Annotated in this window: 17 protein-coding genes and 4 pseudogenes; 12 read left to right on the forward strand and 9 right to left on the reverse strand. The window is 70.5% G+C overall.

Annotated elements, in window-relative coordinates; translation table 11 throughout:
* Positions 1-82 precede the first annotated feature (82 nt).
* From H8R17_RS33055 to H8R17_RS47650, 3 genes and pseudogenes are all read left to right on the forward strand, one after another.
* Entirely contained in the window at positions 83-556 is a 474-nt protein-coding gene (locus H8R17_RS33055; protein WP_187826901.1) for a carboxymuconolactone decarboxylase family protein, read from the forward strand.
* A 943-nt stretch (positions 557-1,499) separates the two neighbouring features.
* On the forward strand, positions 1,500-1,922 hold the full coding sequence (locus H8R17_RS33060) for a hypothetical protein (RefSeq protein WP_187826902.1): 423 nt from the start codon (positions 1,500-1,502) through the stop codon (positions 1,920-1,922).
* Positions 1,923-2,052: 130 nt separating this feature from the next.
* Positions 2,053-2,378: pseudogene (locus tag H8R17_RS47650) on the forward strand (iron transporter); the annotation flags it as partial.
* A 12-nt stretch (positions 2,379-2,390) separates the two neighbouring features.
* Here H8R17_RS47650 and H8R17_RS33065 read toward each other — a convergent pair.
* Entirely contained in the window at positions 2,391-2,537 is a 147-nt protein-coding gene (locus tag H8R17_RS33065; RefSeq protein WP_187826903.1) for a hypothetical protein, read from the reverse strand.
* Between the two features lie 499 nt (positions 2,538-3,036).
* Positions 3,037-3,753, reverse strand: coding sequence for an SDR family NAD(P)-dependent oxidoreductase (locus H8R17_RS33070; RefSeq protein WP_187826904.1), 717 nt, complete (start codon positions 3,751-3,753; stop codon positions 3,037-3,039).
* A 115-nt stretch (positions 3,754-3,868) separates the two neighbouring features.
* Between H8R17_RS33070 and H8R17_RS33075 the strand changes: the two genes are divergently transcribed.
* From H8R17_RS33075 to H8R17_RS33090, 4 genes are all read left to right on the forward strand, one after another.
* On the forward strand, positions 3,869-4,312 hold the full coding sequence (locus H8R17_RS33075) for a helix-turn-helix transcriptional regulator (protein ID WP_187826905.1): 444 nt from the start codon (positions 3,869-3,871) through the stop codon (positions 4,310-4,312).
* A 10-nt stretch (positions 4,313-4,322) separates the two neighbouring features.
* The gene (locus H8R17_RS33080; RefSeq protein ID WP_187826906.1) at positions 4,323-4,733 is read left to right on the forward strand and encodes a VOC family protein; all 411 of its coding nucleotides are present in this window, start codon (positions 4,323-4,325) and stop codon (positions 4,731-4,733) included.
* Between the two features lie 152 nt (positions 4,734-4,885).
* Complete coding sequence (locus H8R17_RS33085) at positions 4,886-7,279, forward strand: excinuclease ABC subunit UvrA (protein WP_187826907.1); 2,394 nt, start codon at positions 4,886-4,888, stop codon at positions 7,277-7,279.
* Positions 7,280-7,452: 173 nt separating this feature from the next.
* Positions 7,453-7,998 carry a superoxide dismutase family protein gene (locus H8R17_RS33090; protein ID WP_187826908.1) on the forward strand — a complete coding sequence of 182 codons (546 nt, stop codon included), beginning with the start codon at positions 7,453-7,455 and terminating at the stop codon, positions 7,996-7,998.
* A gap of 28 nt (positions 7,999-8,026) precedes the next feature.
* Here H8R17_RS33090 and H8R17_RS33095 read toward each other — a convergent pair whose 3' ends face one another.
* Entirely contained in the window at positions 8,027-8,542 is a 516-nt protein-coding gene (locus H8R17_RS33095) for a hypothetical protein (protein WP_187826909.1), read from the reverse strand.
* A gap of 297 nt (positions 8,543-8,839) precedes the next feature.
* Here H8R17_RS33095 and H8R17_RS33100 point away from each other — a divergent pair.
* Positions 8,840-9,085, forward strand: a pseudogene (locus H8R17_RS33100) (alpha/beta fold hydrolase); the annotation flags it as partial.
* Positions 9,086-9,188: 103 nt separating this feature from the next.
* Here H8R17_RS33100 and H8R17_RS33105 read toward each other — a convergent pair.
* The 6 genes and pseudogenes from H8R17_RS33105 to H8R17_RS33130 form a co-directional block, all read right to left on the reverse strand.
* Positions 9,189-9,467, reverse strand: a pseudogene (locus tag H8R17_RS33105) (antibiotic biosynthesis monooxygenase); the annotation flags it as partial.
* A 32-nt stretch (positions 9,468-9,499) separates the two neighbouring features.
* On the reverse strand, positions 9,500-9,880 hold the full coding sequence (locus tag H8R17_RS33110) for a hypothetical protein (RefSeq protein WP_187826911.1): 381 nt from the start codon (positions 9,878-9,880) through the stop codon (positions 9,500-9,502).
* Between the two features lie 337 nt (positions 9,881-10,217).
* A complete protein-coding gene (locus H8R17_RS33115; protein ID WP_187826912.1) occupies positions 10,218-11,135 on the reverse strand; it encodes a MurR/RpiR family transcriptional regulator in 918 nt (305 codons plus the stop codon).
* An 89-nt stretch (positions 11,136-11,224) separates the two neighbouring features.
* Complete coding sequence (locus H8R17_RS33120; RefSeq protein WP_187826925.1) at positions 11,225-12,904, reverse strand: glycosyltransferase family 39 protein; 1,680 nt, start codon at positions 12,902-12,904, stop codon at positions 11,225-11,227.
* 91 nt (positions 12,905-12,995) lie between these two features.
* Positions 12,996-14,911, reverse strand: a pseudogene (locus tag H8R17_RS48905) (phosphatase PAP2 family protein).
* A 253-nt stretch (positions 14,912-15,164) separates the two neighbouring features.
* Positions 15,165-16,064, reverse strand: a complete 900-nt coding sequence (locus H8R17_RS33130) for a BadF/BadG/BcrA/BcrD ATPase family protein (protein WP_187826913.1) — start codon at positions 16,062-16,064, stop codon at positions 15,165-15,167.
* A 251-nt stretch (positions 16,065-16,315) separates the two neighbouring features.
* Between H8R17_RS33130 and H8R17_RS33135 the strand changes: the two genes are divergently transcribed.
* From H8R17_RS33135 to H8R17_RS33150, 4 genes are all read left to right on the forward strand, one after another.
* Positions 16,316-17,437, forward strand: a complete 1,122-nt coding sequence (locus tag H8R17_RS33135; RefSeq protein ID WP_187826914.1) for an ROK family protein — start codon at positions 16,316-16,318, stop codon at positions 17,435-17,437.
* Positions 17,438-17,711: 274 nt separating this feature from the next.
* Positions 17,712-19,034 carry an extracellular solute-binding protein gene (locus H8R17_RS33140; protein WP_187826915.1) on the forward strand — a complete coding sequence of 441 codons (1,323 nt, stop codon included), beginning with the start codon at positions 17,712-17,714 and terminating at the stop codon, positions 19,032-19,034.
* A 125-nt stretch (positions 19,035-19,159) separates the two neighbouring features.
* Complete coding sequence (locus H8R17_RS33145; RefSeq protein ID WP_187826916.1) at positions 19,160-20,071, forward strand: carbohydrate ABC transporter permease; 912 nt, start codon at positions 19,160-19,162, stop codon at positions 20,069-20,071.
* Complete coding sequence (locus H8R17_RS33150) at positions 20,068-20,970, forward strand: carbohydrate ABC transporter permease (protein WP_187826917.1); 903 nt, start codon at positions 20,068-20,070, stop codon at positions 20,968-20,970. Before H8R17_RS33145 ends, H8R17_RS33150 begins: the two co-directional genes overlap by 4 nt.
* Positions 20,971-20,972: the final 2 nt, after the last annotated feature.

Here is a 20,972-nt window from a genome sequence, read left to right on the forward strand (position 1 = left end):
ACGTCACGTGCGTCCCTGTCACATCGTGTCGCGTCCGTCCGTCATGGGTGTGTAGGCGCCGACGATGAAAGAGGAGTACACGGTGGATGCTCGTTTGAACTTCTTCACCAACGCGACCGCGGGCAAGTTCGTGAAGGGCATCGTCTCGGCGGGCCAAGTGGTCACGGACTCGACGCTGGCTGCCGCGACACAGGAGCTGGTGAAGCTCCGCGCGAGCCAGATCAACGGGTGCGGTTTCTGCACCGACATGCACAGCAAGGAGGCCGCTGCCGCCGGTGTGTCGTCGGTGCGCCTCAACCTGGTCGCGACCTGGCGGGAGGCCACGGTCTTCACCGAGGCCGAGCGCGCCGCGCTGGAGTTGACGGAGCAGGGCACCCGCATCGCGGACGCGGCCGGGGGAGTCACGGACGAGGTCTGGGGGAAGGCCGCCAAGCACTACGACGAGGACCAGCTCGCTGCCCTGGTGTCCCTGATCGCCCTCATCAACGCCTTCAACCGGATGAACGTCATCGTCCGGCAGCCCGCCGGCGACTACGAGCCCGGGCAGTTCGCATAGCCGGGAGTGCCGGGGCGGTGGAGGGTGGTGCGCGGCTGCGCCGGTCCCCGCCGCCTTCTCGTCATGTCCGGCGGCCTGGGGCCCGGGCCCGGGTGGTCGGCCGGACCGCGGCAACACCGGTCAGGTGGAGGCACGTTGGATCATCCGGGGAATGTCCGGTGTGGCCGGGATCCGAGGCATCCGGGCTCGGAAGGGAAAGCGTCATGACGTACCCGCCTTCCGGCTCGGCGTCCTGGGGGTGGCGTGCATGCGGAGTTCGCGTGGCCGCAGGGCGGCCGACAACGCCATACGGAGATCCTGGCCGGGCAGAGCACGCAGCTGCCACCGGGCGGCGATGGTGGCCAGGTTGATGGCGGAAATGTGCGTCCGCTGCCCCTTTACACTGTACCGACGGCTGACGCAACCGCCGTACGGCGCAAGGGGACACCAGTGGGTGCATGCGCCGTACGAGCGATGCATACGCGGGCGCGTGCGCCGCGCTCAGTCGCCGGAGACGCCACGTCGTCGAGCATCGCGACGACCAGCTCACGCTTGTCCGCGACATGCAGGTACAGAACCATCAGCACCACACCGAGATCCGACGCCACCCGCCGGATGGTGACCGCGTCCAGCACCTCCCGCGCTGCGATCCGGTGCCCCCGCCACCACCACCGCCCGACTGAGCGCCCCGCTGCCTGCGCTGGTACGGAACCTCACCCCCGCACCCACTGCCCCCGCCCGGCACATCCGCTACGAGGTCTTCGGGCCCGACCTGTGGCTGGGCCACGCGGAAGGCTGAGATTCTCTGAGAGGCGACCAATGCCCTCCAGGACTGAGCCGTGCCGCCTCTCCAGAAAAGCGCCCCGGCCAGCGGCGGGCACACAGCTGATCCTCACGCCGTCCCTATGCGCTCCGTGCCAGATTGGGCCGGTAGGAGACGAGTGACGCGGAACGGAGCGCTGCGATGGCACAGGCGGTACCCGATGTCTTCAGCGAACGGACGCACACGGTCCTGCGGTGGGTCCTGGCCGTGGGCCTTGGCCTGCTCTACGGGGACTGGGCCGCGGTCAACCGGCGCCACGGGCACGCGATCACCGGCGCCGACCTCTCGCTGGGCATCCTGAGCGCGCTCGCCTTCCTGGTGATCTGCCTCGCGGTCAACCGGCTGGTCCGGCGCATGCGGCGTGATCTGCACGCCCTGCGCGCCGTGGCCTGGGCCGCCTTCACCGGCGCCGCGGTGGGCTTCCTCTACGACCAGACCGGCGACGCCAGCCTCCGGCGCATCGTTGCCACGACGCTGCCGATCGCGGCGGGCGTCTTCGCGCTGCTGTTCTACCACTACCACACGCGCGACCACGCGACGCACCACCCGTACCCGTCCTCCTGACCACCCGTCGGCCCTGGCCGCCGCCTTCAACAGGCGATTCCCTCATTGAGCACTGTGCATCGTGAACTGCAACTTCACGATGCGCAGTGCTCATTGGCGTTGAGCCGCCGCGGTTCGGGACGCCCGGTAACCCGAACCCATAGGGTTCAGCGAGGCGGGCGGGACCAACGTCATGCACGACGTCGACGACTCCTGGACCACCGGCGGCTGGGAGAGCGTCGTGGAGCGGAACACGGACGTCATCGTCATCTGCGACTACGGCGACGTGAGCGCCAAGCAGAAGAAGAAGTTCCTCCTCTCCTACGCGCCGCTGCGCAACGTCTCCGCGATCAGGACCGGCAGATCGTCACCCTCGACTACGTCGATCTGGTCGAGAGCCCCCGCAATCCATCGGCCATCTCCCGCCCCGGCGCCTACCTGCGCGCGGTGTCCGGGGAACACCGTGCGCAGAGCTGACACGGCCGGAGGTCAGCCACTGGGGTCGGCGTCGGCCGCGGCCGCGTTTTCAGGGGCCGTCTGCTCTTCGCTCTCTTCGCGCTGCTTTGCGAGGGCGAGTTCCTTGGCCAGCTTTTCCGAGTGCAGCCGCATCTCTGCCTCTTTCCGGAGATCAAACACCGATTCCTCCTTAGGGTTCTGTCCTGCCGTGGGTTGCTGCAGGAGAGCCGGGGTTTTCCGCTCTTCGCCCGAGAGAGGGCGAGAGGCGACTGAGGGCCGAGCCCCGCGACTCGGCCGCGAGGCCGAACCGTCCGTGGATGACGTGGATGACGCGTTCGCGAGAGGGGCCGGTCAGGCGTGCTGGGATCGTGAGCGACCGCGATCCGGGAGTGCGTCTGCCTGTGCCGGCCGGCGTCCCGATTCGTGCGGTTTCCGTCGCCGCTCCATCGGAACACCCCCCGGGTCATGTCCTTGGCCGGACCGCATGCCGGCCACTGCGTCAGCGCGATGGCGGCCGACCTGGCGAGGTGCGACCGTCTCTTTGGCCGGATATTACCTCACGGCTGACGGTCACGTCACGGTCAAGTTGCTGTCGCACACAGGTAGTTCGCGCATTGTTCACCGTGTTCGGGCCTGCCTTCTTCTCCTCGGTTCTGCTTGACGCGGCGGCCTCGGCCCGCTATCGCGTGGTGAAGGCGCCCCCGTTGACATGGATGGTCTGGCCGGTGATGTGCCGGGCGCCTGGCGACGCGAGGAAGCAGGCGGTCCGGGCGATGTCGTCGACCGTGCCCGGCCGCTTGTTGTGCGTCTCCTCCACCAGCGCGCGATAGCGTTCGTCGCTCAGCCCGCCGCCGAAGAAGTTGGTGCCGGCGATGTACCCCGCGGAGATGACGTTGCAGGTGGCACCCCGGGGAGCCAGCTCGGCGGACAGTGCGGCGTTCCACGCGCCCAGGGCGGCTTTGGCCGCGCCGTAGGAGCCGCCCCGGCGTTCGGCGCCGATCGAGCCGATGCTGATGACGGAGCTGTCGCCGGTGAGCTTGTCCTGGACCGAGGCCGTGGTCAGGACCGCGGTGAGCAGGTTCTGCCCCAGGCTGGCCTGCCACTCGTCGAGCAGCGCGTCCAGGGCCGGTCCGTCGCCGGGCGTGACCTGGGGCAGGCCGCCGGCGGCGTTGACCAGGACGTCCAACTCGTCGATCCGGGCGGCGAGCGCCGAGACCTGCCCGGAGTCGCTCGCGTCGCAGACGACGCCGTGCGCCCCGAGCTCTGCGGCGGTCTGTTCGACGGTGTCGGGGGTGCGTCCGGTGATGAAGACCTCTGCCTGGTCGGCGGCGAACCGTGCGGCGACGGCACGGCCGATGCCGCTGGTGCCTCCGGTGATGAGAACTGTGCGAGGCAAAGGATCCTCCTGATCACTGTTGCGTTTAGCTCTAAACATATCGTGGCGGAGCACGAACGCATCACGCTCGTCGCTCTGCTCGCGACGGCCCCCGCGATGTGGCACGATCGCGCACGTGGCCAGCAGATCCGACGACACCCAGTACCTGCGCGGCCTCGCGCGGCTGCGGCGCGTCCGGGACCGGATCGACCGGGAGTACGCGCAGCCACTGGACGTCGAGGCGCTGGCCCGCGGTGTGCACATGTCGGCCGGGCACCTCAGCCGGGAGTTCCGGCACGCCTACGGAGAATCACCGTACGGCTATCTGATGACGCGGCGCATCGAGCGCGCCATGGCGCTGCTGCGGCGCGGCGATCTCAGCGTCACCGAGGTCTGCTTCGCGGTCGGCTGCCAGTCGCTCGGCACCTTCAGCACCCGTTTCACCGAGCTGGTCGGGATGCCGCCCAGCGCCTACCGGAGGCAGGCGGCGGACGCGACGGCCGGCATGCCGTCGTGCGTGTCGAAACAGGTCACCAGACCGATCAGGAATCGAGAAGCGCCCTCCCCGAGCCGCGGCTAGCGTGACGGCCATGGACATCACGATTCACGCGAGCTTCCTCCCGCACGACGACCCGGAGGCCGCTCTCGCCTTCTACCGCGACACCCTCGGCTTCGAGGTCCGGCGCGACGTCGGATACGGCGGGATGCGCTGGCTCACGGTCGGCCCCGCCGGCCAGCCCGGCACCTCCATCGTCCTGTCACCGCCCGCCGCCGACCCCGGCATCACCGACGACGAGCGCAAGACCATCGCCGAGATGATGGCCAAGGGCACCTACGCCGGAATCCTCCTGGCCGCCCCCGACCTCGACGGCACCTTCGAGCGGGTGGAGGCCAGCGGCGCCGAGGTCGTCCAGGAGCCGACCGAGCAGCCGTACGGGGTCCGCGACTGCGCCTTCCGTGATCCCGCGGGCAACATGGTCCGTATCCAGGAGCTGCGCTGAGCCGTCCGGCTGTCGCAGGCCCGGCCTGCACGGACGGCACCGTGAAGGAGGCCGCGCCACGCCGTGGCGCCGGTTTTCGTATCCCTCTGATCGAACCGGAGACGTTCGACCGAGGCCGCGGGGGGCGGCCCCGACCGACATATGGAGAGACGATGAGCAGGGCCACGACGACGGACACGCAGTCGCGCGAGCCGCACGCAGCCGACAGACACGATCTGATCCGCGTGCACGGCGCCCGCGAGAACAACCTCAAGGACGTCAGCATCGAGATCCCGAAGCGCCGGCTGACGGTGTTCACCGGTGTCTCCGGCTCGGGCAAGAGCTCCCTGGTGTTCGACACGATCGCCGCGGAGTCGCAGCGGATGATCAACGAGACCTACAGCGCCTTCGTGCAGGGCTTCATGCCGACGCTGGCCCGGCCCGAGGTCGACGTCCTCGACGGGCTGACCACCGCGATCATCGTCGGCCAGGAGCCGATGGGCGCCAACCCCCGCTCGACGGTCGGCACCGTGACCGACGCCAACGCGATCCTGCGCGTCCTGTTCAGCCGGCTCGGTGCGCCGCACGTCGGCCCGCCCACCGCCTTCGCGTTCAATGTGCCGGCGCGGAAGGCCAGTGGGGTGATGACCAGCGCCACCGGTGAAAAGACCATTGTGCGCAACGCCGTCTACCACGGCGGCATGTGCCCCCGCTGCGAAGGCCGCGGCACGGTCTCCGACATCGACCTGACCCAGATCTACGACGAGAGCAAGTCGATCAACGAGGGCGCGATCACCGTCCCCGGCTACAAGGCGGGCGGCTGGTCGGTGCGGTTCTACGCCGAGTCGGGCCTCTTCGACCCGGACAAGCCGGTCCGCGACTTCACCGAGACCGAGCTGCACGACTTCCTGCACCGCGAGCCCGGCAAGGTGGTGATCAACGGCGTCAACATGACGTACGAGGGGCTGATCCCTCGGATCCAGAAGGCGTTCCTCTCCAAGGACAAGGAGGCGTTGCAGCCGCACATCCGCGCGTTCGTCGAGCGGATCGCGACGTTCACCGCCTGCCCCGACTGCGACGGGACCCGGCTCAGTGAGTCCGCCCGGTCGGCGAAGATCAAGGGGATCAGCATCGCCGACGCGTGCGCAATGCAGATCACCGACCTCGCCGAGTGGATCCGCGGCCTCGACGAGCCGACGGTGGCGCCGCTGTTGAAGGCGCTGGGGGAGAACCTCGACTCGTTCGTGGAGCTCGGGCTCGGCTACCTCAGCCTCGACCGCCCGTCCGGGACGCTGTCGGGCGGCGAGGCGCAGCGCATCAGGATGCTCCGGCACCTCGGCTCGTCACTCACCGACGTCACCTACGTCTTCGACGAGCCGACCATCGGGCTGCACCCGCACGACATCCAGCGGATGAACGGCCTGCTGCTGCGCCTGCGCGACAAGGGCAACACCGTGCTCGTGGTCGAGCACAAGCCGGAGACGATCGCGATCGCCGACCATGTCGTCGACCTCGGTCCCGGCGCGGGCACGGCGGGCGGCGTCATCTGCTTCGAGGGCACCGTGGAGGCGTTGCGCAAGAGCGACACGGTCAGCGGCCGGCACCTGGACGACCGGGCCGCCCTGAAGCCGAAGGCGCGCACGCCGTCGGGCGTGCTGCAGGTGCGCGGCGCCGGCCTGCACAACCTGCGGGACGTCGACGTCGACATCCCGCTCGGCGTACTCGTCGCCGTCACCGGGGTGGCGGGCTCGGGCAAGAGCTCGCTGATCCACGGCTCGGTGGCCGGGCGGGACGGCGTGGTGACGATCGACCAGACCGCGATCCGCGGCTCACGGCGGAGCAACCCCGCGACGTACACCGGACTGCTCGAGCCCATCCGCAAGGCGTTCGCGAAGGCCAACGGCGTGAAGCCGGCGCTCTTCTCGGCCAACTCCGAGGGCGCGTGCCCGACGTGCAACGGAAACGGGGTCATCTACACCGAGCTCGGATTCATGGAGACGGTGGCCACGCCGTGCGAGGACTGCGGCGGCAAGCGATTCGAGGCCGCGGTGCTGGAGTACCGTCTCGGCGGTCGCGACATCAGCGAGGTGCTGGCGATGTCGGTGGCCGAGGCAGAGGCGTTCTTCGGCGCGGGGGAGGCGCGCACGCCGGCAGCCCACAAGATCCTGGAGGGGATGGCGGACGTCGGGCTCGGCTACCTCACCCTCGGCCAGCCGCTCACCACGCTGTCGGGCGGTGAGCGGCAGCGGCTGAAGCTGGCCACACACATGGCCGAGAAGGGCGGCGTCCGGTCCGTCTTCGTACTCGACGAGCCGACCACCGGCCTCCACCTCGCCGACGTCGAGCAGTTGCTGGGCCTGCTCGACCGGCTCGTCGACTCCGGCAAGTCGGTCATCGTCATCGAGCACCACCAGGCGGTCATGGCGCACGCCGACTGGATCATCGACCTCGGCCCCGGCGCCGGCCACGACGGCGGCAAGGTCGTCTTCGAGGGCACCCCCGCCGACCTCGTCGCCGCGCGCTCCACCCTCACCGGCGAGCACCTCGCGGCCTACGTCGGCAGCTGACCGGGACCGTCGCGGGCGGCCCTGCGGGTAAGGCCCAACACGCTCTCCCCGCAGGGCCGGTCGGCTTCCCGGTGGGCGAGCAACCGCGGTTGGCCGGATACGAGCGGTGTGACTCGACATCGGCCGGACAGGAGCTCAGACGGACGGACGAGTCGTATGAGGAAGGGTTGCCGATGTCCGCAGTCGTGACGACGGTTCTGGCCGCGGCGGTGGCCGCGCTGCCGACCGCCGAGACGCACTGTCCGGGTGTGATCGTCGCCGAGCGTTTCGGAAGCTCGCCCGGGACCGCCATCACGCATGACCGGGACGCCGTACCGGAAGGCAGCCGCGTCGTGGTCGTGGAGAAGCCGCACAAGGGAGGCGGGACCACGGTCGCCGTCGGCCTGAAGGGACTCCAGCCGGACCGCACCTATGGCGCCCACGTGCACACCAAGCCGTGCGGCCCCGAGCCCGCGGACTCCGGCCCGCACTACCAGAACACCGTGGACCCGGTGCAGCCCTCGGTGGATCCCGCCTACGCCAACCCCGACAACGAGGTGTGGCTGGACTTCACCACCAACACCCGTGGCAGCGGCGGTGCCGTGGCCACGGTCGACTGGCGGTTCCGCGAGGGCGCGGCACGCTCGGTGGTCGTCCACGAGCACGCGACCGAGACCGGGCCCGGCCACGCGGGCATGGCGGGCGCCCGACTGGCCTGCGTGAACGTGCCGTTCAGCTGAGTACCGGCGGCCTTCCGCGGTACGTGACTCACCCCGGGCGGACCGCCGACGAGGACGGCCGCGCGGATCTCTCGCCGGGCGGACGGGGCGTCACCGCGGACAGGCCGTCGGGGGCGACCTCCAGCTTCTGCTCGCTCGTGCCGCCCGGTCCGCCGGCCGGTGTGCCCGCGCCCGTGGACAGCTGGGACCACGCCGCCATGGCCAGGGCTACCGCGGCTGCTGTTCCGGCCACCCGGCCCGCTCGCCGGAACCTGGCGCGGCGGTCCAGATCCCGCCACTTCGGCCCGGCCGGCGGCTCCTCCCGCTGCCACAACTCGCCCACCGCGTCGGTCTCGTCGTCCGAGCGGCGTATCCACCGCCGCATGTCCCGGGGCCGCGGGTGCCGACCTCGTGCCCGCTCCCGCGCGGCGGGTTCCCTGGGGGCGGCGGAAGCGCGGATGGCGCGCTCGCTGTCGGCGAGGAAGCGGTGCCAGACCTCCTCCGGAACGGGCGGTGCGCCGTCCCCGTCGTCCGCCCCACTGCTGCCTGGCCCCACGGTGGTCATGGCCCTCTCTTCGTCAAGTACTCACGGATAATACGATGCTTGCACAGTGCAAAATGAGATCGCCAGTGATTCGGGCTGTCGTTCGCGGTGAACTTCGCGCGCGTTTACGCCGTGCGGCCGGCTGCCGCCACGCCCGCGAGCGGCCCTCGTGGAGGCACTCAGGTGTTCGCCGGAACGGGTACATGTGACCTGTAACCGCCCTGCCTCAGGGGGAAGTTGGGAGCATGAGCAGAGCTCCGTCCGGACCGGGTCAACCTGCTCGGTCCTCCCGGGGCGGGTAGTTGACGGGAGAAGACCATGACCGTTGTATTCGTCCACGGTGTGCCCGAGACCGGGGAGGTCTGGGACAAGCTGCGTCGGCACCTCGGCCGGGAGGGCGTCGCGCTGGACCTGCCGGGGTTCGGTGCCGTGCGGCCGGCCGGGTTCGGCGGCGGGAAGGACGATCACGTCGAGTGGCTGGTGGACCGGCTGCGTTCCGTGCCGGGGCCGGTCGATCTGGTCGGGCACGACTGGGGAGCGCTGCTGACCTACCGGGTGGCCACGGCGTACGACGTGCCGCTGCGAGGCTGAACCAGGTCTCCATCCCGGTCGTCGACTGCCGCTCACTGCCGACCTCGGTGGCGACGCCCTCGATCCGCGCGTGCCACTGCGCGCGCTCCGGGGAGTCCAGCCAGGCGGCGAGCCGGTGCGGGTCGGACCAGCGCAGCACCGCGTGGTAGCGGTGGCCGTCCTCGGGCCGCAGCCAGGAGAAACCCTCGTTGCCCTGGAAATTTCGGGCGCAGCGGCTGATCCCGTGCGTCCACTCCTCGAACTGCCTCTCGTGGCCGGGGCGAACCTGCCAGGTGAGGACCGTGGTCACCGGCTCGTCCCGCCGTGCCTGGGTGGTGCTCATCCAGCCTCGTGTGCCACGCGTGGCGCCGGTCATGCCCGGTCGTACTGCGGCCCGTGCCCCTGCTATCAGCGCCCGGCGTTCTGCTCCACCAGCGCCTGCGTGACCGCCCGCACGCTCCGCGCGATGTGCTGCAGCTGCATGACCTCCGCCGCGTACAGCTTGATCGTGTGCTCGATGACCGACTCGGGCAGGCCGAGGCGCGGCAGGTCGGCGCGCGCGGTCTGCAGGGCGGTGCGGGCCACCCGGATCTCCTGCTGGACCTGGATCTGCGCGTGCCGGGCGAGCAGCACGGGGTGGCGGATCAGCGCGGGATAACTGGCGTAGCGCGCGGGCACCAGCTCGCGCAGCCACTTGGCGGCCGAACGCTCCCAGTCGTAGCTGCCCGGGGCCTTGACCTGGCACGGCCAGTCCGGGCTGATGCGCGTGGACGTCAGGGGCATGATCATCGCTCCCGGTGTGCGGCGTCGTCGGGGGTGTGCGACGGAGGTGGGGCGGCCCCGGCCTGGGGGATGACCGGGGCCGTCGCGCAGGAGCCCGGCGACGGCAGATGTCGCCCGCGCGGTGAGCGGTGCAACGTGCGCATGGGCGGACCGTCGGCTTTCTCCGTGCGGAGCGGGATGAGGGTTGACCACGGTGCGGAGCGCGAACCGGAAACGTCCGGGTCGCGATCCGTGAGCAGTATTTATATATGCTGTCCGGTTTTCAAGCAGCATGAAAACATTCATGTGTGATGGGGTGCGGACGGTACCACTGTGACGGCATGGGGGAGGGTGGTGCCGGTCCTCAGTCCTTGAGGAAGAACTGGAGCCGGTCGGCGACTTGCTCGTACTCCTCCAGCCGGCCCTGCGTCCGCTCGGGATCCGCGTCGGTCATGGCCTGCAGCAGCGCCGCGCACATCACGCCGGGCGCGGCGTAGGAGTCGAAGACCAGGCGCGACCCGGTCCCGGTGGCGAAGGTGACGTCGGCCTCGTCCGCCATCGGCCCCAACGCCAGGTCGGTGATCAGCGCGACCTTGAGTCCGGCGCGGCGCGCGACCCGCACCGCGGTGAGCGTCTCGTGCGCGTGCCGGGGCAAGGAGAACGCCAGCACCCAGGTGCCCCCGGCCTCGCGGGACTGCAGCAGCGCGTCGTAGGCGACGCTGCCGCCCCGGGTCACCAGCCTGACGTCCGGGTGGATCCGGCGGGCGGCGTAGGCGAAGTACTCGGCCAGCGAGACGGAGATCCGCAGCCCGAGCACGGTCAGCGGCGCCGACGCCGACAGCTCGCGGCCGACGGCGATCACCCGGTCGGGGTCGGCGAAGTCCCGCCGCAGGTTCTCCAGGTTCTCGATCTCGGCGTCCACCGCCGCCTGCAGCTCGTTGCCCCGGCACTCCTCGGCCGGGCCCCCGCCGCGCGCCCCGAGCGCGATCGACTGGAGCCGCTCCCGCAGCGCGGGGTAACCGCTGAAGCCGACCGCCGCGGCGAAACGCGTCACCGATGGCTGGCTCACCCCGACACGGTCCGCGAGATCCGTGATCGACAGGAACGCCGCTTCGGTGAGGTGCTCGATCAGGTACTGGGCGATGCGCCGCTGCCCCGGCGACAGACGTGGCTGGTCGAAGAGCTCCCTGAGCTGGGACGTCGGGGAGGCCTCAGCTTCCGGGTCCGTCTTTCCCGAGGTGATGGCGGATGCCTGCGCGCGAGCCTGCTGGGGCGATGGCACCGGTGCGCCTCCTTTGTCTCCCACAGTCGCTCAACATAGCTCACGGACCGTGCTGACCAGGGCTTGCAACAGAGATGAGGGGCGAGGGCTCACCGGCGGTAGATCGTGATCGAGTGGCCCACCGACTCCACCGGACGGCTGCTGTCGATCAGCGCGGCCAGCCGCCCGGTCGCCTTGGCGGCCGCGGAGTCCGACACCACCAGCAGCCCGTGCACCTGACGGGCCGGCACCCGCCGCGGATCGGTGGCGTCGATGCCGTAGAAGGACGGCACTGCGCTGCCCTTGTACACGAGCCAGACCCGCTCGCGCGGGTAGCGTTCGCGCAGCCGGTCCGCGAGCCGGCCCAGGTCCTGGCCCCAGTCCACGTTGGAGTCGTGCAGCCGCTGATGCGTCCGGGCAGGTCCGCCGAACGCCTCGTTGGAGTACGGCAGATAGTAGGGATACGTCCGCAGCGAGCTGACCGCGACGAACGCCACCAGTGCCCCCGTCACGGCCGGCGTCCACCGCCACCGCACCACCAGCACACAGCCTGCCGCCACTGCCAGGAACATCGGCAGGAAGACCGCGTACCGGGTCCCGAAGTTCCGCGACCCCTCCATGGCCGCCAGCAGCAGCACGGCGGCCGGCGCGAGCAGATACGGCGACGCGGGCCGCAGCCGTCGCAGCGCCACCACCGCCACGGCACCGGCGGCCCACAGCGCGAGCATGCCGAGCGGGGTCTTCACCAGCAGCGCGGCCGGGAGGTAGTACCAGAGGGAGCCGGTGTACAGCCGGCCGAAGAGGAAGCCCTCCCAGGGGTGGTTCTCGAAGCCGAACTGGATCCGCATGCCGTCCCGGTACGGCTCCGGGAACGGCACCAGCTCGACCAGCAGCCCCCGCGGCCCGTGCACCACGGGCACATGCTGCTGGGGCTGCCAGCGCAGCCGCGGATCGACCACCAGATACGTCGCCCATACGACCGCCACGGCGACCACCGCCACGAGGGCCGCGCCCGCGCCCGCCCGCAGCAGTGCCCTGCGCCGGCCGGCACTCGCCGACGCGCACCACACCGACACGGCGGCCAGCGCGAGCAGCACCGGCACCGCGGGCAGCGCGCTCATCTTCGTGGCCAGGGCCGCACCGAACGCCACCCCGGCCAGCGGCACATACCGGCGCGGCCGGAGCCGCGACCGCCACAGCAGCCACACCGACGTCAGCACGAACCCGGCAGCGGGCACGTCGAGCGTGGCCAGGGAGCCGTGCGCGATGACGTCGGGGGAGAAGCAGTACAGGGCCAGCGCCGCCAACGCCCCAGCTCTCCCGGCCAGTTCACGGGCAAAGGCGAAAACCACGAGCCCGAACAGCAGCGTCAGCGCGATCACCGGCAGCCGCGCCCACAGCATCAGGTGCCCAGGGTCGTTGCCGGACTCGTAGAGCAGGTGCCGGCCCAGCGCGCCCTGGTCGCCCGTGAAGGACGCGTCGACGTGGGGATCGGCAAGCGCCACGCCCACGCCGATGACCAGCTTCCCGAGCGGCGGGTGCTCCGGGTTGTAGCGCAGGTTGTGCTCGTGCCAGTAGTCGGCGGCCGAACCGACGTACACGGGTTCGTCGATCGTCGGCGTCTGCTGGACGGCGGTGGTCACCATCGCCACCGCCATGTGCACGAGCAGCAGCACGACGAGCAGCGGCACGAGCCACGGCTTCACCAGCCGGCGCGCGGGGCGCCCCGCGGGCGCCCGGGGGAGCGCGTCCGGGTCCAGGAACACCGAGTGCTGTGCGCGCGCCATCATCCGCCCCGCGGTGACATCCACCGCGGGGCGGCGGGAGCGATCCAGAGCCACCTCACGGGGCTACTCTCGCACCGCTCCCGCCGCGCGGGCGTCACCGCCTCACGAGTCGTACCGACAGACCTTCCGCGGTGTAGACAGGTACGGCCCGCAGCGAGTCCGAGTTCAGCTCCACCCGGTCGAACCTGCCGCGCAGCTGCGCGGCCTCCAGCACCGGCACCGTGGACCCCGCCACCGGCCGCCGCTCCTCGTCCAGGCGCAGCGCCAGCACGCTGCCCCGGCCCAGCAGGACCCGCCGGGACACGGTGAGCGCCGGTCCGTGGTGCCCCCGCAGCAGCAGCTCCAGGGTCGCGTCGCCCTCCTGGACGTAACTGCCGTGCACCCGCAGGACCTTCTCCGCGCGCAGCGTGCCGCCCGTGACCCGCACGTCACCCTGGCCGAGCGCGCATGCATGCCCGGCGACCAGCGTGCCGTCCTCGACCACGGTGCCGCCGTGGTAGCGGTTGTGCCCGGTCAGCGTCAGCGTGCCGGTGCCCCGCTTGGTCAGACCGCCGTCGCCCTCGATGTCGTTGCGCCAGGCGTCGGCCGCGTCAAAACCGCCGGCCGCCGCGTCCAGCGTCACCGTCACGTCCGAGTCGAAGGCTCCGTACCCGTCCGCCGCGGCGAACAGGTCGAGCCGGCCCCACTGCTCGAAGCCGTCCAGCAGGACGTACCCCGAGGGCAGTGCGGTGGTGCGCAGCACCTCGCGGCGCTGCTCCGCGTCCAGGTACGGCAGCCGCGTCTCCACCAGCGCCTCGGCGCCCTTCGGCACGGTCAGGGGCACCTTGCGGCCCTGCCGGTTCAGGTGTACGTCAGCTTGGGCTCGACCTCCCGGGCGTTGGCGTCCCGGTCGGCGTACGGGTCGCTGTCCAGTCCCGCCGAGTGGGCGTACTCGTACAGGGTGTCGGCGGTGGTGCCTGTCTTCTCCAGGAAGTAGGCGAGGGCCTGCTTGCGGGCGGCTGCCTTGAGGCCGGCGTTCGCCGGGTCGGCCAGCGCGGCGGCGGCCAGCGCCGTTGCCATGACGCGGCCGCCGATGACGTCGACGGCGGAGTGCATGCCGGACACGATGCGGTCGTGGCTGAGCGCGAAGGCCCGCGTCACCATCTCCTGGAACCGCTCGGGTACGGCGTACGCGTACGCCAGCGCCGCGAGGTGCAGGGCGTTGGTGTGACCGCTGGGGAAGCCGCCGTCCTCGGCCGGGTCCTCGGACCGCTGGCGCAGCAGCTGCGGGGCGACGACCACCGTCGAGTCGTACACCGGGTAGCCGAACTCGTCCTTCCTGCCCGTGTCGACGACCTCGCTGTCCTCGTTCATGCGCCACGGACGCGGGTACTGGAAGGCGAACTTGGCCGGGTTGCTGGAGGCGAACGGGCCGCGCACGGTGTCGACCAGCTTGGCCACCTCGCCGAGGTCCGAGTCGTGGGAGCCCGCGCCGAGCGCGGAACCGGCCGGGGCGTCGGCGGGCACCGAGTCGCTGATCTTGCCGGCGGGGGTGCCGTCGGGCGCGCTGGTGATGGACGTGACCGCCTTGGCGCCCGCCTTGTACAGCTCGGCCAGCGGACCCAGGCCGCCGATCACCGAGTAACTCTGGTGCCGGCGGTCGGTGATGAACGCCTGCTTCGCCTCCGCCTCGGTGCGCCGCGCCGTGATCCGCTCGCTGTAGCGCAGGTTGGCGCGCAGCACCTCGGGCCGCAGCGGGGCCCCGGTGTTCCAGTCGTCGCCGGTCTTCCACACCTCGGCGAAGCCACCGAGGATCCGGATGACCGCGTTGGTCTCGGGCGTCTGGTTCGCCACGACGTTGGTCTTGTAGTCGTCGACGAACGCGGCGGCGCCGGTCGCGGCCTTCGCGTCCGCGGCGGACAGCCAGGACACGAACGTCGGGGCGGCCAGCACACCGGCCGAGGCACCGACGGAACTCTTGAGGAAACCCCGCCGGTTCAGGGCGAGTCGGCCGGGGGAGGGTGACGGCATGCGTGTGCGCCTCTCTTGAGTTCTTCGGCGGTGCGGCCGGGGGCGGTCGTGCGATCGTGTGCGACTCGTGGTGGCTGGGAGCTTCCCGTGGATATCAGGGACTCTCCTGTGGTGCCTTCGGACTTCTGTTGGTGCGTTGGGTCTTTGTGAGCCACATGGTGCGTACGAGCGAAGATCTACGGCCGGGGCGTGTCCCGTCGGGGAGGGCCGGTCGACCGGCACGTGTCCGGTGGGTGAACGAGCGCCGCGGCGTTCACCGCAGCGAGCGAGCCAGCGCCACCGCGCCCTCGACCGGCGCCGCGCGCAGCGGCTGCGGCCGGGCACCGTGCAGGGCGTCGGCGAGCGAGGAGGTGAACGCCGCGTACAGCGCGGGCTGGGCGAGGACCGTGCCGCCCGCCACCACGACGTCGTCCACGGCGACCCCGCGCGCGGCGAGCCGGACGACGAGCCCGGCCAGCGCCCGGCCGCCGTCGGCGATCACCGCACGGGCGAGCTCCGAACCGGCCTCCGCGGCCTCGAAGACCACCTGTGCGTGCCGGCCCCACTCGGCGGAGACGTCCGTGGCGCTCTCCAGCGCCGCGCCGAGCGCCGGTACCTCGCCCACGTCGAACGCGGCGACGAGCCCCGCGGCCAGCGCGTCCGGCTCCTCACCGCGGTCGTGCGCCGCCCACGCGGCCCGCGCGGCCTCGCGGACGATCCCGGCCGCGCCGCCCTCGTCGCCGAGGACCGCACCCCAGCCGCCGACCTGCACGGGTCTGCCGTCGGGCAGCCGGCCCACCGCGACCGAGCCGGTGCCGGCGACCAGACCGACCCCCTTGTCCAAACCAGCTGCGGGAACGAGGAGTTCGGCGTCGCCCACGACCAGCGCGGGCACGCCGAGCAGGTCCTCGAGCGCGGCCCGGATCACGGCGCACTGGCGCGGGGTCTCACAGGCATGGCCGCCCACGGCGACGGCGGACGGGCGAGTGTCCGCCGGCAGGGCGTCACCGACCAGCGCGGCCAGCCAGTCGGCGGCCGCCACGGGGTCGTGCGGCCGCCAGCCGCCGCTCGGACGCACGTGATCGGCGACGCGGCCGTCGCCCGCGAGGGCGCGCAGCTGCGTCTTGGTGCCGCCCACGTCGATACCGACCACGGAGGGCGTGGAGTAGTGCACGGGTCCTCTTTCGTCGTCGCGCAGGCGCACTGCGGCAAGTCGGCGAACGGCGGGCGAACCATGCGTCGGAGTACGGGAGTTGACAGGTTCGGGAAGCCCCGGGACGGGCCTCGTGCGGGCCACGGCAGGCGAGTACCGTGAAGTTCGTTAGGAAGTTAACTAACGAAGTAGGGTGCGTCAAGAGGCACGGAAACCCCGATGCCGCGCGACCCTCGCGACCTTCCGCGGCCGCAGCACGACCTGGGGAGAGCATGCACCTGAGTGAGAGTGCCCGTGTGGTGTTCGACGTTCTGGCCGGGGCGGGCACCGCCACCCGCCCCCAGCTGGCAGCCGGTGCGGGCCTTTCCAAACCGACCGTCTCCACGGCGGTGGCCGAGCTGGAGGCCGTCGACCTCGCCGCCCACTCCGGGACGGCCTCCGGCGGCACCGGCCGCAGCGCTGCCGTCTACCGCCTCGGACCGGCCGCCGGCGCCGTCCTCGCCGTCGATCTCGGCCCCGCCCGCACCCGGGTGCGCGGCTGCGCCCTGGACGGCGCGCTGCTCGCCGAGGGCAGCGGGACCCGGCCCGACGCGGCCGACACCGTCCGCGAGGTCCTCAAGGCGCTGCCCGGCGGCGCCCCGCTGCGCGCCGTCGTCGTCGCCGTCGGCGACGTCACCACCCAGGACCGGGAAGGCACCGGGCAGCGCCCCGCGACCGCCAAGGCCGGGCCCGTCTTCGACGCCATGGCCGTCGCCCTGCCCGAGGGCGTGCCCGTCCACCTGGAGAACAACGTCAACTGCGCCGCGCTCGCCGAACTGCACGAGGGCGCCGCACGCGGCCGGGACACCTTCGGCTACCTGCGCATCGGCGTGGGCGTCGGCCTCGGCGTCGTCATCCGCGGCCGGGTGCTGCGCGGCGCGAACGGCGCCGCCGGTGAGGTGGCCCGGCTGCCCTACCCCTGGACCGACGACCGCGATCCGCGCTACGAGGGCCTGGAGGAGCACATGGGCGCCCGCTCCCTGCTGCGCCGGGCGGCCGACGCCTGGCAGGACGGCGACGGACCGTGCCCGCGCAGCGCCGAGCGGCTCTTCGCCCTGGCCCGGCAGGGGCACGGCACCGCCCACGCGGTGATCGCCGCGCACGCCGCCGACGTGGGCCGGCTGGCTGCCGCCGTGGCCGCCGTACTGGACCCCGGGCTGATCGTGCTGGGCGGCGCCACCGGCGCGGACCCGCAGCTGCTGCCCGGGGTGCGGAACGAGCTGGCCCGGCTGAGCTGGCCCACCGAGGTGGTCAGCAGCGTCGTGGGGGACACCGGCACGGTGGCGGGCGCCAGCAGGCTGGCCGTGGCCCATGGAATTCAAACCGTGACCGGAGCTGTACGGGCGAAGCATTGACGGGCGCGCCATCGGTCTGCCAATGTCCGGACAAGCGCTTTCTGAGTCGGTCGGGACACCGACTCCGGGTGAGCCTCCCGCCCGTACACGAAGTACGGCAGCCGCACGAGGGTGAGCTTGTGCGACGTGGGCCGTCATGGCCGGGGACCCCACCGTCAAAGGCGACGCGGCCGGGCGAGGCCGTGCCCCCGGAAAGCGAAATTTCCCGCAAAATGCACCTGTGCCGCCTCGGCTGGCGCCGTGCTTCTTCCGCTACGACGAAAAGGGACTGAAGATGACCAGTGTGGGTGTGCGGCGCTCCCGCCGACTCGGCCGCGGCGGCATACGCCGCGTTGTTCCCCTCGCTGCCGTGGCCACGGCAGGTGCCCTCCTGCTCTCCGCCTGCGGGTCGGAATCCGGCTCGGGCGGGACCTCCAAGTCGCTGACGTTCTGGATCTCCACGGTTCCGGGGCAGGACGCGGGCTGGAAGAAGATGGTGGCGCAGTACAAGAAGGAAACCGGCGTCAAGGTCAAGCTCGTCAACATCCCCTACGACGGCTACGACGCGAAGCTGCGCAACGCCGCGCAGGCGAACTCCCTGCCCGACGTGGCGGCAGTGCCGAAGCTGGACCCGATCTGGGCGAACAAGCTGATCGACCTCAGCTCCATCGCCAACAAGAAGAGCAACAAGATCAACGGCAACTTCGTCGCCAAGGACTCGTCCGGGAAGGTGCTGTCCATCCCCTCGGACATCACCGCGTCCGGCCTGTTCATCAACGAGACGCTGTTCAAGAAGGCCGGTGTCTCCTTCCCGACCTCGCCCCAGAAGACCTGGACCTGGACCGAATTCATCAAGGCGGCGGACCAGGTCCGGGAGAAGACCGGCGCCAAGTACTCCCTCACCTTCGACCAGTCGCCGTCCCGGCTCCGCGCCATGGTGTACGAACTCGGCGGGAAGTACGTCCACGCGGACTCCTCCGGCAAGTTCTCGGTGGACGCCGCGACCAGGAAGGCTGTGAAGCGCTTCGTCGCGATGAACGACGACAAGACCATGCCGAAGTCGGTGTGGACCAGCGGCGCCGACCCGTCGGCCATGTTCCAGAGCGGTGACGTGGTCGCCTACTGGTCCGGCGTGTGGCAGGTTCCCGCCTTCGCGGAGAGCATCAAGAAGTTCGACTGGGCGAGCGTCCCGACTCCCGCCGAGCCGGTGCAGGCCAGCGACGTCAACAGCGGCGGCATGACGGTGGGCTTCAACAACAACGGCGACGCGGCCGCCGCCGCGACGAAGTTCCTGTCCTGGCTGTACGAGCCGGCCCACTACCAGGCGCTGTGTGAGGCGTCCGGGTTCCTGCCGGTCGAGAGCGGTCTGAACCCGAAGTACCCCTTCAAGTCCGAGGCGGCGCAGGCGGCGTTCAAGCTGTACAACGAGTCGATCCCGCTGTACGCCCCGATCTCCGGCTACTTCAACACCGCGCAGACGAACTGGGTGCTGAAGGGCAAGAGCCTCACCGAGGACCCGACCAAGACGGAGCTCGGCAAGGCGATCAACGGCCAGCAGTCGGCCGACAAGGCGCTGGACAACATCGTGGCCGGCTACAACCAGCAGGTCGGCGGCTGAGCCCAGGCCGACAGGGCCGGGCGGCGGGGTCGAGACACCGCCGCCCGGCCTCGGGCCCCCACGTGATGCCGGGCTCACGGCCCTGAGCCCACAGGAACCTATTCCACCAGCACGGAGTCAGGAAGATGACCAAACGCGCCCCGGACGTGTCCGCGAGCCCGCCCAGGAGACGCAGTAAGTACATCCTTGCGCCGCTCGTCCTCATCGCGGCCAATGTCGTGCTCTTCGCGCTGTTCTTCGTCTGGCCGGCGGTGATCGGGCTCGTCTACTCCTTCACGAACTACACGGGCGTGGGGGCGTTCCAGTTCGTCGGACTGGACAATTACCACAACCTGTTCGGGGACTCCACCTTCTACAGCGCGCTGACCCGGACGCTGCTGTACACCGTGCTCTTCGTTCCGCTGAACTTCGTGTTCTCGCTGCTCATCGCCAACGTGCTGGTGAGCAAGCACGCCAAGGGCGTGTCGGTCGCCCGCGTCTTCTTCTTCATCCCGTGGCTACTGTCACCCATCGTCGTGGGTGTCCTGTGGCGGTGGCTGTTCGGTGAGAACTTCGGACTGGTCAACTACGTCATCGAGAAGTTCGGCGGAAGTGCCGTTCCGTGGCAGTCGAACGCGGACCTGTCGCTGATGGTGGTGGTGGCGGCGGCATCCTGGGCCTGGACGGGCTTCTCGATGCTGCTGTTCATCGCGGCGATCAAGAACGTACCGGTGTCGTACTACGAGGCGGCATCGCTCGACGGCGCCGGTCCGTGGCGCCAGTTCATCAGCATCACACTGCCGAGCATCGCGCCCACTTCCTTCATCGTCATCCTGCTCAACACGATCCACGCGATGAAGGAATACCCGCTGTTCGCCTCCCTCAACAACGGCGGACCCGGAACGTCGAACAACCTGCTTGTCCAGTACATCTACCAGACCGGCTTCAAATCGGGCCAGATCGGCTACGCGAGCGCCGCGTCGTTCGTGCTCATGCTCATCCTGATGGCCGTCGCGATCATCCAGCTGATCGTCAACCGGCGGGTGGAGAACCGATGACAACCACAGACATGCCACGCCCGGTCGACGCCGAGCTCGGACCGGTTGTTCCCAAGAAGCGGCCCCGCAGCGCGGCCAGCGGTGGGCTTCGGCGCGCGGTGCCCGCGACGACACTGCTGTGGGTCCTGGCGGCCCTCTACGGGCTGCCGGTGCTGTGGTTCGTACTCAGCTCCTTCAAGCCGGCGGGAGACCTGTTCTCCCTTCCGCTGACGCTGCTTCCGCACGACCCCACCCTGTCGGGTTACAAGACGGCGTGGGACAGCGCCAACTTCTCCCAGTACTTCATCAACACGACCATCGTGTGTGTGATCGCGACGATCCTCACGGTGGGAGTCAGCTGCTGCACGGGGTACGCGCTGGCCAAGTACGACAACAAGTGGCTCAAGGTGTTCTTCATGGGCATCCTGGCCACGACGATGCTGCCCTCCGAGGTCATGCTCGCCCCGCAGTTCCTGGTGGTCCGCGACATCGGCCTCTACAACTCGCTCGCCGGCATCATCCTCCCGGCCCTGCTCACCGCGACCGGGTGTTTCATGTTCCGCCAGTTCTTCCTGACGGTCCCCGACGAGCTCATCGAGGCCGCCCGCATCGACGGGGCGCGTGAACTGTCGATCTTTCTGAGGATCATGGTGCCGATCTCCCGGCCCATCATGCTGACGCTCGCCATCCTGTCGTTCCAGTGGCGGTGGAACGACTACATCTGGCCGCTGCTGATGCTCAACGACCCCAACAAGTTCACCGTGCAAATCGGCATCCAGAGCCTCGTCGGCGCGCAGAACATCAACTGGTCGGTGGTGCTCGGCGGATCGGTCATCTCCATGATTCCGCTGATCGTCGTCTTCCTGGTGTTCCAGCGTTACGTCATGAACGCCGACATCAACGCCGGACTGAAGGACTGACC

The sequence above is a fragment of the Streptomyces sp. TRM68367 genome (genome assembly GCF_014495685.1).
Lineage (GTDB): Bacteria > Actinomycetota > Actinomycetes > Streptomycetales > Streptomycetaceae > Streptomyces.

Coding starts and splice junctions, on each gene's coding strand:
- H8R17_RS33060 (WP_187826902.1), top strand. CDS start 1,500: ATGGCACAGGCGGTACCCGATGTCTTCAGCGAACGGACGCACACGGTC.
- H8R17_RS33080 (WP_187826906.1), top strand. CDS start 4,323: ATGGACATCACGATTCACGCGAGCTTCCTCCCGCACGACGACCCGGAG.
- H8R17_RS33085 (WP_187826907.1), top strand. CDS start 4,886: ATGAGCAGGGCCACGACGACGGACACGCAGTCGCGCGAGCCGCACGCA.
- H8R17_RS33090 (WP_187826908.1), top strand. CDS start 7,453: ATGTCCGCAGTCGTGACGACGGTTCTGGCCGCGGCGGTGGCCGCGCTG.
- H8R17_RS33095 (WP_187826909.1), bottom strand. CDS start 8,542: ATGACCACCGTGGGGCCAGGCAGCAGTGGGGCGGACGACGGGGACGGC.
- H8R17_RS33110 (WP_187826911.1), bottom strand. CDS start 9,880: ATGATCATGCCCCTGACGTCCACGCGCATCAGCCCGGACTGGCCGTGC.
- H8R17_RS33120 (WP_187826925.1), bottom strand. CDS start 12,904: ATGATGGCGCGCGCACAGCACTCGGTGTTCCTGGACCCGGACGCGCTC.
- H8R17_RS33135 (WP_187826914.1), top strand. CDS start 16,316: ATGCACCTGAGTGAGAGTGCCCGTGTGGTGTTCGACGTTCTGGCCGGG.
- H8R17_RS33140 (WP_187826915.1), top strand. CDS start 17,712: ATGACCAGTGTGGGTGTGCGGCGCTCCCGCCGACTCGGCCGCGGCGGC.
- H8R17_RS33145 (WP_187826916.1), top strand. CDS start 19,160: ATGACCAAACGCGCCCCGGACGTGTCCGCGAGCCCGCCCAGGAGACGC.
- H8R17_RS33150 (WP_187826917.1), top strand. CDS start 20,068: ATGACAACCACAGACATGCCACGCCCGGTCGACGCCGAGCTCGGACCG.